Source organism: Bacillus cereus (assembly GCF_015071065.1).
Taxonomy (GTDB): domain Bacteria; phylum Bacillota; class Bacilli; order Bacillales; family Bacillaceae_G; genus Bacillus_A; species Bacillus_A cereus_BA.
In genome coordinates this window covers 156,036-172,864 of sequence record NZ_VOVA01000004.1, presented here as the reverse complement: position 1 = coordinate 172,864, position 16,829 = coordinate 156,036, and the positions used below count along the sequence as shown (strand labels likewise).

The following is a 16,829-nucleotide window of genomic DNA, read 5'->3' as shown; positions in this document are numbered from 1 at the left end:
GTAGCATTATATTGATTTTATTTTTTCACTGAAGGAACAAATTGAATCTATATAACACGATATTATGATATCACTCCCTCGACACACCCTCAATACATTTCAGAAGATTTAATATTATGTTTATAATTATAAAAATTTCGTCAAATTAAACAAAACAATAATATACTCCTAGCAAAGAATTACTTGTAGCGATAACCACTTTTCTATGCCTGTTCCAAATAATAAAGCGCTGCTCTCTTTTGCAAGTTTTCAATTTGCTCACGCTACTTTGACGAAATACTGTCTAAAAATTGCTTCTTAATGGAATTGGCTACTTACAAAACTTTTTAATCTTTCGTTGCAAAATAAAGAGCAAAAACTAAAATATAAAAAAAGCGCAGCCATTTCGGCTACGCTTTTGAATGATTATTTTGTTTCGATTAAACCATATTTCCCGTCTTTACGGCCATATACAACATTAGTTTCATTTGTATCCGCATTTGTGAAGACGAAGAAATTATGTCCTAGCATATCCATTTGTAAGATCGCTTCTTCAACGTCCATCGGTTTTAAATCGAATCGTTTTGTACGTACAAGTTCTAATTCATCCTCTTCTACCTCATCCAGAACAGCTACTGCTTGTGGAAGGATAAAATTAGTTTTAACAGAACCCTTTTCACGTAATTTACGGTTTACTTTTGTTTTATGTTTACGAATTTGTCGCTCAATTTTATCAACTACTAAATCGATCGCAGCGTACATATCGCTATTTGTTTCTTCTGCACGAAGTAATAAATCAGTAAATGGAATTGTTACCTCGATACGTTGCTTGTCAGAGTATACTTTTAAATTAACTTTAATCTCTGGGAATGTATCAAAATAACGCTCTAACTTACTTAGTTTTTTCTCTACATATTCCTTTAATGCTGGAGTTACTTCAATATTTTCACCACGAATGTTGAATTTCATAGATGAATTCCTCCTTTCAAGCCTATGTACTATAATTTCGACATTGGCTTAAAAACTCCTTCTAATTTTTTTGAAAAATTAGTGGAATTGCGATTTTTTTATCGTTTTTTGTTGAAATGAAAAGATGCATCGTTTCTATCTTTATTTTATCCTATTAACATCGTGAGTAACGAATGTAACTGTGGACAATTGGTTACAGAAAAGAAACAACTTTTTGACAACTCACTCCGTAACAAAAACCCCTTGCGAAAAACAAGAGGTTCTACTACATATATATAACGTTGCCACAAACGCAGCTTTCTCTTCCCAAAAACAATATCCCTACAGTTTCACAACATTAGCCGCTTGTGGTCCACGTGCTCCATCAACAATATCAAACTCTACTTGTTGCCCTTCTTCTAACGACTTATACCCATCTTGTTGAATAGCAGAAAAATGAACAAACACATCGTCACCATCTTCACGCTCAATAAACCCAAATCCCTTTTCTGCATTGAACCATTTTACTCGTCCTTGCATGTTCATTCCATTCCCTTCACTCTTAAAATCAGGGCATTCGCCCCATATTCTGACTATAACGAATGACAAGACTGTTAGTCAAAGAAGATCTGTCGTCTTTTTATTATTCCTTTCGACATTCACATATTAACCTCTACAAAGCGTCAAACAAGAAACTTCTCTCGCTCCTCGATCATACAAAAGGCTTCCAATTTGCCTAACAGTAATTCCTGTCGTATACACATCATCCACGATTAAAACATGTTGCTCATGAAACATCTCTTCGCCCTGAAAATAAAAAGGATTAACTCCCGATATCCTTTCTTTACGCTTCTTCTTACTTTGTTTTTCTGTTTCGATTCTTCTTAATGATGTACAAAACATTTTGATAGGCAAACAAGAAGCTAGTAACTCAGCTTGATTAAAACCACGCTCGTATTCTCGCTCTTCACTAAGAGGGACCGGAATGACACCTGAAACATTCGCAAAACATTTTTGAAAAAGACTTCGAAAAGGCTGATGAAAAATATGCACTAATTCAGCATCTCCTCGAAATTTAAACTGTGCTAATATTTCTTTCATCCCTTCATCATACACATGCAACGAACGATTTATGAGAGACGGAAACCTCTGCTCGTTCGTCCACCTTATGCAGTCCATGCAAATATCCCCGTTTTTATATTCAGCTAGCACAAGTTCTAGCGGTCGACCACACTCCTTGCAAATATCTCCTATAATATAGGATAGTTTTTGTTCACATCTATCACATATATACTTTTTATGAGGCTTAACAAAAAAAGTGTACCAACTAATCGCATATGAAATATACTCATCACAAAGTAGACAATGCATCAATCTATCAATCCTTGTTCTTTAGCATTCTTATTCATACTTTGAATATGTTTTTTCGCACGCACCATCGCCTCTGTCTTTCCATAATGAAAATAGATGACATCTCCATGCGGTTCATCAGAGCTTCTGCCAGCACGCCCTGCAATTTGAACGAGAGCACTTTCTGAAAATATTTCTTCTTCCGTTCCTAAAACTGCTACTTGTAAATTCTTCACAGTTACCCCTCGTTCCAAAATCGTCGTTGTAACTAATAAAGGAATTTCTCCCTTTCGAAAAGCCGCTACCTTTTCTTTTCTCTTCGGATCTTCTGCATGCACACCGTCAATTTGACTGTTTATTGATTTTAATAACAAGCTGATTTCTTCTACGTATCGTATATGGGGAACAAATAGAAAAATTGGATATTGTTTATCTAAGTACATGTTTAGCCATTGTAATACGGCTCGAGGGATTTTGTTACGCATGAGGTCTTTTTTCCAATTTCCGCACCATCGAAATATTGGGACTGGCAATGGATGACGATGATAACGTCCTGAAATAATAACCCCTTTTTGCTTACCATTCCGCAATTTCCGCTTCCACTTTTCATCTGGAGTTGCAGTTAAATAAATACGTGCTGCTTTCTCTTTCATAGCTTGTTTTACTGCGTACTGTAACATCTTATCCGTATGATACGGAAAAGCATCTATCTCGTCTACGATCATGACATGGAACGCCCTATAATAACGTAACAATTGATGTGTAGTTGCAACGATTAACGCTGCATCTTTTTCTCGGTCCAAACTCCCTCCGTATAAAGCAGCTACATTTATATTTGGAAACACTTCTTGTAATCTTGGTACTAATTCAAGTACAACGTCCGTTCTCGGCGTTGCAATACAAACTCTCTCTCCCTTTTGTAGTGCCTCTGCAATTCCGCGAAACAACATTTCTGTTTTTCCAGCCCCGCACACCGCCCAAATAAAAAATGATTCTTTCTGCTTAACAGCGTCAACGACACTTTGCGCAGCTAACTCCTGACCAGCAGACAAAACGCCTTCCCACTGTAACGGATTCAAATAATTTTCTCTGCTTATTTCAGCAATCCCGCGAACAAGTACAGCACATTCACTTACCCTGCCCATCGTTATACATTTCCGGCAATACGTACATACTTTATTGCACCTTTTACATAGAAATGATGCAAATAGTCGCTGCTCTATATTTCCGCAGCGCTGGCACATATATTTTGAAGATTTCTTAATTACCCCTTGTACACAAACAATGTCTCGATTCTTTTTCAAATGATCCAATTTATCCTGCAAATCTGAAGAAAGTTCTTCTAACAGTAACTGTCTACCAGCTAACATCATCAATAGCCACCTCCAGCACTACTATAAATCCTTCTCTTTATCTCGTAAAAACTCAAAAAAGCCGATAACCTACTTATAAAATAGTAAGCTATCGACTTTATACACGTTTTTTATTCAATTATAAATCCTATAATCGACCGTAACCTAAGAAATGTTTTTGGTTGTAAGAGCTACTTACGCTACCGTAAGTAACACCTGTTGATTCATCAGCAGCATGAATCATTTGACCGCCACCAATGTAAATACCAACGTGAGATACGCCTTCTCTGTAAGTACCTTGTAAGAAGATAAGATCTCCTGGTTTCGCTTCAGATGCGCTAATCTTTTGTACAGAACTCCATAGGCTTCTAGTATCTTGACGACCTAAACCGTAAACGTAAGAGATTAACCCACTGCAGTCAAATCCACCGTTTGAAATTGACGCACTACCCCATACGTATTTTAGACCTACTAAACCTCTAGCTTTTTCAACAACATCCTGTCTGCCACCACCATCCGGAACTGGAACTGGAGTTGGAGCTGGAGCTGGAGCTGGCTTTTTCGCTTCTTCTTTTTTAGGCTCTTCTTTTTGAGCTTGTCCACCATTGTTTGCTGGGGCTGCTGGTTGAGCTTGTGTTTGCGCTGGTTGAGCAGCTGCCGGTTGTGCCGGTGCTTGCGCTTGTGCTTGCTCTGCTTGTTTTTGAGCAGCAGCTTCTTGTGCAGCTTTTTCTTGCGCTTCTTTTTCAGCGATTTGTTGTAATTTTAATGCCTGTTGTTCAAGCTCTTTCAATTGACCTTCCGTACTTGTCATTGAAGTTACAACTGTATCCATTTTGCCACTCATATCATTTACTGCTGTTTCTTTTTTCGCTTTTTCAGCGTCAAGTTCTTTCTTAGCAGTTTCAATTTGAACTTGTGCTTCTTTTAACTCTTTTTGTTTTTCTTTTACTGTTGCAACATCTTTTTTCACGTTCGTTTGATCTTCTTGTTGAGTTTTCATAATATCTTCGTCAGACTCAAGAATTTTAGAAACAGAATTAAAACGATCAACTAAATCTGCAATGTTTTTAGAGTTTACAAGAACTTCTGTTACAACGTTCGTGTTCGGTTGTTCTTGTAGTGCAACTAAACGTTTTCTTAATAAATCTTCACGTTTTGCAATCTTTGTTTGTAGTTCTGCAATATCTTTATTTTTATTTTCAATTAATTGCTCAGTATCAGAAACTTTTTTTGTTGTTTCATCAAGTTTTGAAGCGTTCTCTTGAACAGACTTATCCAAACCTTGGATTGTTTTGTTTAAGTCACTCATTTGTTTTTGTAATTCATCACGTTCTTGTTGTTGTTTATGTAAAGTATCATTTTGTGTGTTAATTTGTGATTTCACGTCAGAAATTTTATCTTCTGCAAATACATTTGGTGTTAGCCCTGAAAACATTAACCCTGCAACTAATGCGCAAGATGCCATTTTTAGCTTTTTCATTTTATTTTTTACACCGCTTTCTTTTTTCGTTTTCCGTATATAACCTATTAAAATTTATACCATAATTCGGGAGTTTTTTTGCTAATGTTACGGTTTTGTAAAATAAATGTAATATTACATTTATCTCTATAGCAAAGTATATCTAAATTTGTATATATATGTAGAATTTCAAGAGCCTTACGCCGTTTTTTATAGAATTGAAAAAAACGTAAGGGAATCCCTTACGTTTTGAAAATACTCCAATGTGAATGAGATAGGAACGTTACTTCATCCATTTCTCAGCCCAATTTTGGACCTCATCCATAACACTTTCTAACGCTTTCCCTTTATCAGTTACACCGTACTCGATTCTAACTGGTACTTCTGGGTAAACACTACGAGTTACAATGCCTTCACCTTCTAATTCCTTTAAACGTTCTGACAACATACGATCGCTCATATTCGGTATAATATCTGCGATTTCTCTAAAACGTTTCGGCTCTTCGAGCAAAGATTTAATAATTAAGCCAGTCCATTTCTTACTAAGCATTGTAAAAGCTGACTCAAACTTTGGACATAAACAAGAATTATGCTCCATATGTTTCACCTCTCTTCTATTATAAAATAGTTTCTTGTAAAAAGTAAGTAATAAAACTTTCCTCATTATTTAATTTTACGTACATTTTACCATTTCCAAATATTAACTTGTCAAATCACCGTAAAATATCCGTAAAAAAACCCTCTTCAGGTAAGAGAGCTTTTATATCTTTATCACTTCGTATACCAGCCTAAACCAAGCGCGCCTTCACCTAAATGCGTCCCAATTACAGCTCCGAAATAACTCGTGCGAATTGTAACATGAGGGTATATCTCTTCTAATTCTTGTTTCCATTCATTAGCTTCCTCTTCACGATTCGCATGAATAATAACAGCTTCCATAGGCACACCTTTATTTGCCTGCTCATCAAAGATTTCAACGATACGCTTTAACGCTTTTTTACGCGTACGAATTTTTTCGAATGGAATAATTACTTTATCTCTAAAGTATAATACTGGTTTTACTTGTAACAAACTACCGATGAAAGCTTGCGCGCTATTTAATCGACCGCCACGTTGTAAATGATGTAAATCATCCACTACAAAATAAGCATCCATCGTTTGCTTCATTTCATCAAAGCGAGCGATAATCTCTTCTGGTGCTTTTCCTTCACTTACTAATTTCGCACCTTCACGCACGTAAAATCCTTGTACTTCACAACTAATTTCAGAGTCGTACGTATATACATCAATACCATCTACCATCTGTCCAGCTGTCGTTGCTGTTTGGTATGTACCACTAATTCCGCTAGAAAGGTGAATGCTAATAACTGCATCATATTCTTTAGATAACCCTTCATATAGCTCTAAAAACTTTCCAATTGCTGGTTGCGAAGTTTTCGGAAGATCTTCTTGTTCACGTACTTTTACATAAAAATCATTTGCTAAAATTTCAGCCTCTTCTTGATAAGATTCCGTTCCAAACACAACGTTTAATGGAATCATATATATATTGAGTTCATCACGAATATGCTTCGGTATATATGCTGTACTATCAGTAACAATAGCTGTTTTCATTTTCGTACCTGCCTTATAAAAAATTTTTATCCCCTAATTTTACACGAAAACTAGAAAAGGTGCATCCATACATAAAAATGCCGGTTAGAAATTATAATCACCCTCTCGACAAATTTCAACAAAAAGATAAAGCACTCATCAAAAATTTCAACATATTTGCAAAAAATGTTTGAATATAAAAACGCCCGCTTTTAAAATGTAAAGTACTAGTTATTTTGAAAGATAGGGGCGTATACCATTGTTATTACAATATTTAACAATCAAAGGCTACGGTGAGCACGAAATTGTCATTCAAAAATCAAGATTTATTTGCTATGTGAGCCGAGCCACAACGGAAGCAGAAGCTCAAGCATTTATACAAAAAATAAAAAAACAGCATTGGAATGCAACACATAATTGTTCCGCATATTTAATCGGTGAACAAGATCAAATTCAAAAAGCGAACGATGACGGTGAACCGAGCGGCACAGCTGGTGTACCTATGTTAGAGGTATTAAAAAAACGAGGTCTAAAAGATACTGTCGTCGTCGTTACGCGCTATTTTGGCGGCATTAAACTTGGTGCTGGCGGATTAATTCGCGCATATGGAAAATGTACAAGTGAAGGTCTTAACCATGTAGGCGTTGTCCAGCGAAAACTAATGCGCGTTATGCAAACAGAAATTGATTACACTTTACTTGGCAAAGTTGAAAATGCATTACGCAATTCAGAATATGTCATTAAAGATATACATTACCTAGAAAATGTCACATTCGATACGTATGTGGAAGAGGACAAAAAACAACCATTCACAGATTGGATGATTGAATTAACAAACGGGAAGTGTACAATTAAAGAAGGAGATATGTTGTACTTAGAACAAGACGTTATCTAAGAATAGCTAACTTATCGCCTTTAAAGATTAATGTAGTGAATTAATTCCCTACAAATGAACTAAGGAGATTATATATGGAAGAACGTTATTATCATCTCCAAAATAGCAGAATAAAAAAGAAACGTAGAAGAAAGTTTTTCTTCTTTCTTATTTTCGCATTTTTATTTGGTAGCGTAGGACTTTATATGTTAAATTCCTACACTTCTCTCATGGGGATGTACAGTGGATTTACTCGTGAAAAATCTAAATTACGAGCAGAAGATGTGGAAATCACAAAAAAACCTTTCACAATACTAATTATGGGTATTGAGGATTACGCAACAGATGGTAAAAATGGCCGAACAGATTCACTCATGTTCGCGACAGTTAATCCAAACTCAAAAAAGGTTTCACTTATGAGCATCCCGCGCGATTCTCGTGTTAAGATTGTTGGCAAAAATAAAGAAGACAAAATTAACGCTGCTCATGCTTACGGTGGAGAAAAGATGACAATTGACACTGTCGAAGGGTTTTTAAAAGTTCCTGTTGATCATTATATTAAAATTGATTTCCAAGGCTTTAAAGGTATCGTTGATGCTGTTGACGGTATTACCGTTGATGTTCCCTTCGATTTTTGGGAACGTTCTGACGTGGATTACTATAAAAAAATCCAATTTAAACAAGGTAAACAAAACTTAAACGGTGAAGAAGCACTCGCTTACGTCCGCATGCGAAAGCAAGATCCTAACGGCGACTATGGTCGAGCGGCGAGACAAAGGCAAGTACTGGCGGCTGTTGCCCAAAAGCTAAATTCTGCTTCAACCGTATTTAAAATTAAAGATTTAACAGCGGTAGTTGGAAAATATATAAAAACCGACATTCCTATTTCAGACGGACTTGCTCTTTACAATAAAATCTCTGGATTCGACCCACAAACGATACAAACATTAAAACTTGAAGGAGAAGATAAAAAAATTGGTGGTATTTATTACTTCCTTCCAGATCCAATCAGTGTAGAGACAACTCGTAACGAGATATTAAAAGAAATAGGGGAAAAAGAACAAGCCCCAACAGAAACTACAAAAAATGAGAGTACAACTACAAATTCTGATTCTAACTCCAGCGCAAAAGCAAAGAAGGAACCGAGTGAGAACAAAACACCACCACCTCCTCCCCCTTCTACAAATGCTCATGCAGAGTGGATTATGAGGAATCATGAATAAAAAAAGAGCCAAATCGTATACGATTTGGCTCTTTTTATTTCCCGCAATTGTTGTGGGTCAATAATAAACGGAAGATGAAAACCCCATTTATTACAGTTTCACTCTACTTGTTGAAGTGTTGTAAAATCGCTTCTACAATACGCTCTGATGCACGACCATCGCCGTAAGGGTTAGATGCTTTCGTCATCTTATCATGAGCTTCTTTATCAGATAACAACTCATCAGCAAGACCAAAGATTGTCTCTTCATCTGTTCCAGCTAATTTCAGCGTACCTGCTTCGATACCTTCTGGGCGTTCCGTCGTATCACGAAGGACAAGAACTGGCACACCTAGTGATGGTGCTTCCTCTTGTACACCACCAGAATCAGTTAACATTAAGTATGAACGAGCTGCAACATTATGGAAATCGATTACATCTAGCGGCTCAATTAAATGAATGCGGCTATGCTCGCCTAAAATATCATTCGCTATTTCGCGAACAACAGGATTCATATGAACAGGGTATACAACTTGTACATCTTCGTGCTTATCAACAAGACGCTTAATTGCACGGAACATATTGCGCATTGGTTCCCCTAAATTTTCACGACGGTGTGCTGTCATAAGTACAAGACGATCATTTCCAAGTTTCTCTAACACCGAATGGCTATAAGTTTCTTTTACAGTTGTCTTCAGTGCATCGATCGCTGTATTTCCTGTTACGAAAATGCGTGACTCATCTTTATTTTCTTTTTGTAAGTTCGTTGCTGATTTTGTTGTAGGTGAGAAATGAAGATCCGCCATTACACCTGTTAGTTGGCGATTCATCTCTTCTGGATATGGAGAATACTTATCCCATGTACGAAGTCCTGCTTCAACATGTCCTACTGGAATTTGATTATAGAAAGCAGCTAAGCTTGCAATAAATGTCGTCGTTGTATCACCATGCACAAGTACGATATCAGGCTTTGCTTCTTTCATTACTTTATCTAAACCTTCTAAACCACGTGTTGTAATATCAATTAACGTTTGACGATCTTTCATGATATTCAAATCGAAATCTGGCGTAATTCCAAAGATATTTAATACTTGATCTAACATTTGACGGTGTTGTGCTGTTACAGTCACAATGGATTCAATCTTTTCTGGGTGCTTTTGCAACTCTAATACAAGAGGTGCCATTTTAATTGCTTCTGGTCGTGTCCCGAAAATTGTCATTACTTTTAAACGTTCAGTCATTTCATTGCCTCTTTTCTTTCACTAGTTAAAACTTCTATTATCGCATATAAAAATATGCATGTAGAAATACACTTTTTAACGCACCGGAGAACCATTACTATTACAGACGCCTTTTCGCCCAACTGAGTAATAATCTAATCCATGCTCCTCGGCATCCTCATTAGTATAACAATTTCTCCCATCAAATAGAATAGGTTCCCTCATAAGCTGTGCATACTTTTCTAGCGGATAATTTCGAATTGATTCCCATTCTGTTACGATAAAAACTGCATGCGCCTCTCTAATCGATTCATCTATACACTCAGCGTATCGTATCGTATTTCCAAATAAACCTCTTACATTTTGAATAGCTTGTGGGTCATATAAAACCACATCCGCACCTGCATTAATTAATTCTTCTATTATAATAAGAGATGGTGCTTCCCTAATATCGTCAGTATTTGGTTTGAATGCTGCACCAAGAACCGCAATTCGCTTCTTCTTCATATCTATAATTTTCTTCGCTTTTTCAACTAACAACAACTGTTGTTTATTATTCACTTCAATGACTGCTTTCAACAAGCGAAAATCATGAGAAACATTCCCTGCAATTTGCACAAGTGCTTTCGTATCTTTCGGAAAACAAGATCCTCCATATCCAATGCCTGCATTTAAAAAAGATGCACCAATTCTCTTATCCATCCCCATCCCTGTAGCTACATCTACTATATCTGCACCCACTTGCTCACATATAGTAGAAATTTCATTAATAAAACTAATCTTCGTGGCTAAAAAAGCATTAGATGCATATTTAATCATCTCAGCGCTTCGAATATCTGTAATATACGTTTGTACGCTTAATTTACTGTACAAATTCTCTACTTTCCTTGCCGCTTCTTCACTACATGCTCCAATTACGATACGATCACCCTGAAAAAAATCATAAATGCCAGAACCTTCCCTTAAAAATTCTGGATTCGATACAATATATAATTCATGTCTACCTTGTAGTTTCTCCTCAATCCATTCTCTCATTACATCATTTGTCCCTACAGGAACCGTACTTTTCGTTACAACAATAATATCGTTATTCACATATGTTCCAATATCATCACAGGCACTACGAATATACGTTAAATCTGCTGTTCCATCTAATAAAGATGGCGTTCCAACTGCAATAAATATAAACTCTACACCATTAAATGCCGCTGATTTACTTGCTGTAAAAGTTAAATGATTATTTTCGTATGCTTCATTTATTAATTCATTTAATCCACATTCATAAATAGGTAACTCGCCTTGTTTAATCCGTTCAATTTTCCCACTATTTATATCGAAACATGTGACTGAATGTCCTAATCTCGCCAATCCTACTCCTGTAATTAATCCAACATACCCGGTACCTATTATCGTAATTTTCATTTTCCTTTCGCACAGGAATATACATAAGAAAATATACGAATACGTAGAATTCCCCCTGTGCTTCCCCCTCTCACACTAAGAATGAGAAAACTCTTTCACTTCTTTATTATATGAATTATTTTTTTATTCTTTTTTAAGATTTTGTAAAGTTAAATGATGCAATATATACAAAATGTAAATTCCCATATTTTAACACGGAACTTACTCATTTTTACGTGCAACACTTATAATAAAATACTTGTTATAAATGAGGTAGATACACTGCCATATTCCAAGTCGTAATATGAACAACCTTCTCAAACGATCCAACATTCTATATACAATTGTCATATATTCTACGCACTTCCATTTACAGCTAAAAGAAAAAAAGATTGAATTCTAATCTTTTTGTGATACCATATGTTATGAGCCTGTAAATAAACATCATAATTTTCAGATAAATACAATTAGAAAAATTACGTTAAACTATAAAGGGTGGGGTATTAATGGACTCACAAGTGATTTATGCCATTTTGGCATCTTTCATCACTGTACTCGTCGTTACTCCTTTAGTTATTAAATTAGCTTTTAAAATAGGAGCAACAGACAAGCCAAATGCGCGTAAAGTACACCAAAAAATTATGCCTCGTCTTGGCGGGTTAGCAATTTTCATCGGTGTAGCCGTAGGATTTGTTGTCGGTGGATTGTACGAACAAAGAATGTTATCGATAACTTTAGGTGCTATCATCATTGTTATCATCGGGATTTTAGATGATATGTACGAACTATCTGCGAGGGTAAAATTCGGTGGACAACTATTAGTTGCCATCATGATTGTAAAAAGTGGATTATTAGTGCAAGTATTATATATTCCAATCCTTGGAGATACTGAACTCGGATGGCTTGCTTATCCAATTACGGTATTTTGGATTGTCGGTATTACAAATGCCATCAACTTAATTGATGGATTAGATGGATTATCCGCAGGGATTTCATCTATCGTACTTGCAACGCTAGCATATATGGCCTTCACTAGCCCATGGGGTACTGGAGCAGCTATTATATTACCTCTAGCACTGATTACATTAGCAAGTACAATTGGATTTTTATTCTACAACTTCCATCCAGCAAAAATTTTCATGGGAGATACAGGAGCACTATTTTTAGGATACTGTATTTCTGTTATATCGTTACTTGGATTATACAAAAGCGTAACGTTATTCAGTTTTATCGTTCCAATTATTATTTTAGGTGTACCTATATTTGATACGACATTTGCAATTATCCGCCGTATCGTAAATAAAAAACCTATTTCAGCACCTGATAAATCGCATTTACATCACCGCTTACTTGCAATGGGATTCTCTCATCGTAAAACGGTACTAATTATTTACGCATTGGGTATATTCTTTAGTATAAATGCAATTATTTTCAGTAGTGCAACATTATGGTTATCCATTATTCTTCTTTTCATTTTAATCTTCTTTACAGAAATCATTGCTGAAGTAATCGGTCTTGTACACGAACGTTACAAACCAATTATTTCCTTCTATAAAAAAGTGAAAAAACGCGAAGACTAATTGTAGTATAGCCTTTACTATTATGAAATATTCAAATAGCATCCTCTTTTCATAAGAGGATGCTATTTTTTATTTTTTAATCCTTATTCCCCATTTCCAAAATATAGATTGTTTGAGAGTGCCTCTATTGGAGAAAGATATACGTATAACGAAAAAAGCATCAAATTTTCATTTTTACATCTTGATTGTCAAACTGAGGGTGAATGTTATGATCCAGCGATTACTTCAATGTATAATTTTATTTTTAACTATTACTATGTACGCATCATCGAATACAAAAGCAACTACAGACATTCAAGCAGAAGATTACCAAAGCACTCAAACTACCTCTCCTACAAAAAAAATTGCGTACTTAACATTTGATGACGGACCAAATAAATACACACCACAAATTTTAAATATTTTAAAAGAGAAGAACGGAAAAGCAACTTTCTTCGTTATTGGCGGAAAAGTGCCGCATTATAAAAAAACGATGGAGCGATTGATTAAAGATGGACATTATATCGGTCTCCATAGTATGTCACATGATGTAAAACGTCTTTATACTGGCGATCCAACGATTTTAATTGCAGAAATGGAACAAACCCAAAACATTGTCCAGCAAGTTACACATTTAAATACACATCTCGTTCGTGTCCCATACGGCAGCATGCCTTACTTAAAAAAGAATTACCGTGATGCACTCGTATCTGCCCAGTATAAAATGTGGGATTGGACAATTGATACATATGACTGGAAAAGCTATGATAATCCTTCCGCAATACTAGAAAGAGTACGAAATCAAAGCGATGAACAAGTCGAAGTCATTTTAATGCATGATTCGAGTGTCACCGTACAAATACTTCCAAAAGTAATTGATTATTTACAGTCACAAGGATACCAACTTCTTCCCTATAATCCATCTTCCCATCTTGAAGTGAATTTTTGGAAAGACACAAGATTGTAACAGCTTTAGTGCCTATGTACTAAAGCTGTTTTATTTTTCTCTTCCCACACTTCTCATTTTTGTGTAAAATTTTAAATAGTGATGAAGTTTCGAGGTGAATAGAAATGAAACGAATAGATCTCATTTTTAACGCAATACAAAAAGGGAATTATACAGAAGGTGTAACAGCATCAGAACTCGCTACACTTCTACAGTTAGACCGTGCAAATGTTAGTAGCGATTTAAACAAGCTTGTGAAAGATAATCGTTTATTAAAAACGAGTACACGCCCTGTCCGTTTTTATATAGAAACGAACACTTCATTGGAAACGCATTCAACAAAGGGCACTTCATTAGATACATTTGCTATTGAAAATACAAGCCTAAAAATTGCAATCGAAAAAGCAAAAGCTTCTATTCTCTATCCTCCAAACGGTATGCATACTTTACTACTTGGAGAAACAGGTGTCGGAAAATCGATGTTCGCTTCTTTAATGCACGAATACGCAATTGAAGTGGAACAACTTCCAAAAGATGCACCTTTTATCGTCTTTAACTGTGCTGATTATGCAAACAATCCACAACTACTACTTGGACAGTTATTTGGGATAAAAAAAGGAGCTTACACAGGTGCCAGTGATCAAAAAGGGTTAATTGAAAAAGCACATGAAGGAATCCTTTTCTTAGATGAAGTACATCGCCTTCCTCCAGAAGGACAAGAGATGCTCTTCACATTTATTGATCGCGGAGTATACCGCCGCCTTGGAGAAACGGAAAATGAACGTAAGGCACGAGTGTTGATTATTACTGCAACAACCGAAGAACCAAATTCATTTTTATTAAAAACATTTACAAGACGTATTCCGATGACCGTTACGCTTCCACCACTTCGTGAGCGAACACATAAAGAACGGTTTGCTTTACTACAGCTATTTTTCACAAATGAAGCAATTCGTCTAAGGAAAGAGATTCATGTTAGTCCAAATACAATGCGTGCTTTCGTCTTTTACAATTGTCCAAATAACATCGGTCAATTGAAAACGGACGTACAAATTGCCTGTGCGAAAGCTTATTCTGATTTCGTAACAAAAAAACGTGATTCTGTCTGTGTTTCAAGTACAGATTTACCTTGGTATATGAAAGAGGGATTATTTATTGAAAGAAAGAGCCGTCATCTATATCAAATACCAAATGAAACATTTGTATTTACAGGTGATGAAGGTTGGAGTAAGCATACAATAGAGCCCGAAGGAAGCCGCTCTTCTATTTACGATTATATTGATTATAAATATGAAGAACTTCAAGCACGCGGCATTGAAGAGGAAGAATTAGAATTACTAATAGAAAATGATATTCAAAGCTTTTTCGTCCAATATTTTAACCAAATGTCTAAAAAGACAAGCCATGAAAATGTTTTTAAAATTGTGGATCGTAATATCGTTTCCGTATGTGAAAAAATTGCGGAGCTCGCTGAAAAACATTTATCTAAGACGTTTGATGAAAAAGTGTTTCTTGCTTTAAGCCTACATGTACAGACAACTCTACAACGTTTACAGGGCGGGAAACAAATTCACCACCCACAATTAAATCAAATTCGTACGAAATATAAAAAAGCTTTTTCCGTAGCTATGCAATGTATTCAGCTATTAGAAGAAGAATTACAAATAACAATGCCTATTGATGAAGCTGGCTTTTTAACAATGTTCTTCGTTGTTGATCCAATTCCTGCCTCCCAAACAGAAGTAAAAGTATTAATATTAGCACACGGTAATGGCATCGCAACAGAAATGGCAAACGTTGCAAACGAACTTCTCGGTATCGATGAAGTAACTGGTATTGATATGCCGTTACATGAATCACCGAAAGACTTTTTAGAGCGTGTGAAAGTGTATATGAAAACACTTCAAAATGTAAACGGGCTTCTCTTACTTGTTGATATGGGATCTCTCGCTTATATTGGTGATATATTAGAAACTGAATTCAAAATCCCTGTACGTGTTCTTTCAATGACGAGTACACCACACGCACTGGAAGCAGCTCGAAAAGCTCAGCTTGGCTACTCATTAGATGCACTATACGAAACAGTGAAGAACTTAACGCCGTTCTATTTAAACGTACAGGAAGAAAAGAAAAAGCCACTGTCGCCAATGAAATCTGTTATTTTAACAGCTTGTTTAACCGGCGAAGGAAGTGCTTTAGCAATTCAAAAAATGTTAGAGAACTATTTACGTTTTGATAAAGACTTAATTGAAATTATTCCGATTAGTATCGTTCATGAAAAAGATTTAACGAAAATGATCGAGAACATAAAAAAAGAGCGTAATATCATTTGTATCGTCACGAATTTCGATGTGCAAGTACCTTGCTTAACGTATCATTTCCAAGACATTGTAAACTACACAGCGATTCAGCCGATTCAAGAATTGATTACGTATGAAGAAACATATGCAAAAATGGCTGATATTCTTGAACAACAAATGCAGCGTAACGATGGGGCATTACTTATTAAAACAATTCGTTATGCATTAAATACAATTCAGGAATTGATTTCTTTACAGCTAACTCCCGACAGCTTAATGGGTGTGATTTTACATATGAGCTGCATGGTTGACCGTCTTCAAAAAGGCGAAAGTCTCCTCCCTCATCCTGATAAAGAGAAACGAAGACAAGATGAGTACTGGATGTATATGAAAGTAAAAAAAGCACTGCAACCTATCGAAAATACATTTGAAATACAAATACCCGATGACGAAGTATTTTATGTAATGGACTTCTTTATCAAAAATCAACCTGTAAAAAGTTAAACTAGGCAATAGTGTATAGCTTCTCTTTTTCGAGTAGTACTCTAGTACGTAGTAAGTGAAATTATATTAGCGATTTACCGACAATAATCAACAATAGTAGCACTCTATATAATTAGAAAAGGCTGTTCCAAAATGTTTTTTGG

Annotated in this window: 13 protein-coding genes and 1 pseudogene; 5 read left to right on the top strand and 9 right to left on the bottom strand. The window is 35.8% G+C overall.

Features of this window, described 5'->3' with window-relative positions:
* Window positions 1-405: 405 nt before the first annotated feature.
* From hpf to FT637_RS14085, 7 genes and pseudogenes are all read right to left on the bottom strand, one after another.
* A complete protein-coding gene (gene hpf, locus FT637_RS14115; RefSeq protein WP_193646842.1) occupies window positions 406-948 on the bottom strand; it encodes a ribosome hibernation-promoting factor, HPF/YfiA family in 543 nt (180 codons plus the stop codon).
* 321 nt (window positions 949-1,269) lie between these two features.
* Window positions 1,270-1,467, bottom strand: coding sequence for a cold shock protein CspC (cspC, locus tag FT637_RS14110; protein WP_001990088.1), 198 nt, complete (start codon window positions 1,465-1,467; stop codon window positions 1,270-1,272).
* 126 nt (window positions 1,468-1,593) lie between these two features.
* Entirely contained in the window at window positions 1,594-2,298 is a 705-nt protein-coding gene (locus tag FT637_RS14105) for a ComF family protein (protein WP_193646841.1), read from the bottom strand.
* Window positions 2,298-3,647, bottom strand: coding sequence for an ATP-dependent helicase ComFA (comFA, locus tag FT637_RS14100; protein ID WP_193646840.1), 1,350 nt, complete (start codon window positions 3,645-3,647; stop codon window positions 2,298-2,300). The genes FT637_RS14105 and comFA overlap by 1 nt, the downstream gene beginning before the upstream one ends.
* Window positions 3,648-3,777: 130 nt before the next feature.
* Window positions 3,778-5,233: pseudogene (locus tag FT637_RS14095) on the bottom strand (NlpC/P60 family protein).
* Window positions 5,234-5,371: 138 nt separating this feature from the next.
* The gene (locus tag FT637_RS14090) at window positions 5,372-5,686 is read right to left on the bottom strand and encodes a winged helix-turn-helix transcriptional regulator (protein ID WP_193646839.1); all 315 of its coding nucleotides are present in this window, start codon (window positions 5,684-5,686) and stop codon (window positions 5,372-5,374) included.
* A 173-nt stretch (window positions 5,687-5,859) separates the two neighbouring features.
* Window positions 5,860-6,702: a DegV family protein gene (locus FT637_RS14085; RefSeq protein WP_193646838.1), complete on the bottom strand. Its 843-nt coding sequence runs from the start codon at window positions 6,700-6,702 to the stop codon at window positions 5,860-5,862.
* 238 nt (window positions 6,703-6,940) lie between these two features.
* Between FT637_RS14085 and FT637_RS14080 the strand changes: the two genes are divergently transcribed.
* Complete coding sequence (locus FT637_RS14080; protein WP_193646837.1) at window positions 6,941-7,576, top strand: YigZ family protein; 636 nt, start codon at window positions 6,941-6,943, stop codon at window positions 7,574-7,576.
* A gap of 74 nt (window positions 7,577-7,650) precedes the next feature.
* Window positions 7,651-8,778: an LCP family protein gene (locus tag FT637_RS14075; protein WP_193646836.1), complete on the top strand. Its 1,128-nt coding sequence runs from the start codon at window positions 7,651-7,653 to the stop codon at window positions 8,776-8,778.
* Window positions 8,779-8,881: 103 nt separating this feature from the next.
* Here the strand turns inward: FT637_RS14075 and wecB are convergent, their stop codons facing one another.
* A complete protein-coding gene (wecB, locus tag FT637_RS14070; RefSeq protein ID WP_002112886.1) occupies window positions 8,882-9,997 on the bottom strand; it encodes a non-hydrolyzing UDP-N-acetylglucosamine 2-epimerase in 1,116 nt (371 codons plus the stop codon).
* A 75-nt stretch (window positions 9,998-10,072) separates the two neighbouring features.
* Entirely contained in the window at window positions 10,073-11,398 is a 1,326-nt protein-coding gene (locus tag FT637_RS14065) for a UDP-glucose dehydrogenase family protein (RefSeq protein ID WP_193646835.1), read from the bottom strand.
* Window positions 11,399-11,883: 485 nt separating this feature from the next.
* Between FT637_RS14065 and FT637_RS14060 the strand changes: the two genes are divergently transcribed.
* From FT637_RS14060 to FT637_RS14050, 3 genes are all read left to right on the top strand, one after another.
* Window positions 11,884-12,957: a glycosyltransferase family 4 protein gene (locus FT637_RS14060; protein ID WP_193646834.1), complete on the top strand. Its 1,074-nt coding sequence runs from the start codon at window positions 11,884-11,886 to the stop codon at window positions 12,955-12,957.
* A gap of 208 nt (window positions 12,958-13,165) precedes the next feature.
* A complete protein-coding gene (locus FT637_RS14055) occupies window positions 13,166-13,903 on the top strand; it encodes a polysaccharide deacetylase family protein (protein WP_193646833.1) in 738 nt (245 codons plus the stop codon).
* A 104-nt stretch (window positions 13,904-14,007) separates the two neighbouring features.
* Entirely contained in the window at window positions 14,008-16,686 is a 2,679-nt protein-coding gene (locus FT637_RS14050; RefSeq protein WP_193646832.1) for a PRD domain-containing protein, read from the top strand.
* Window positions 16,687-16,829 lie beyond the last annotated feature (143 nt).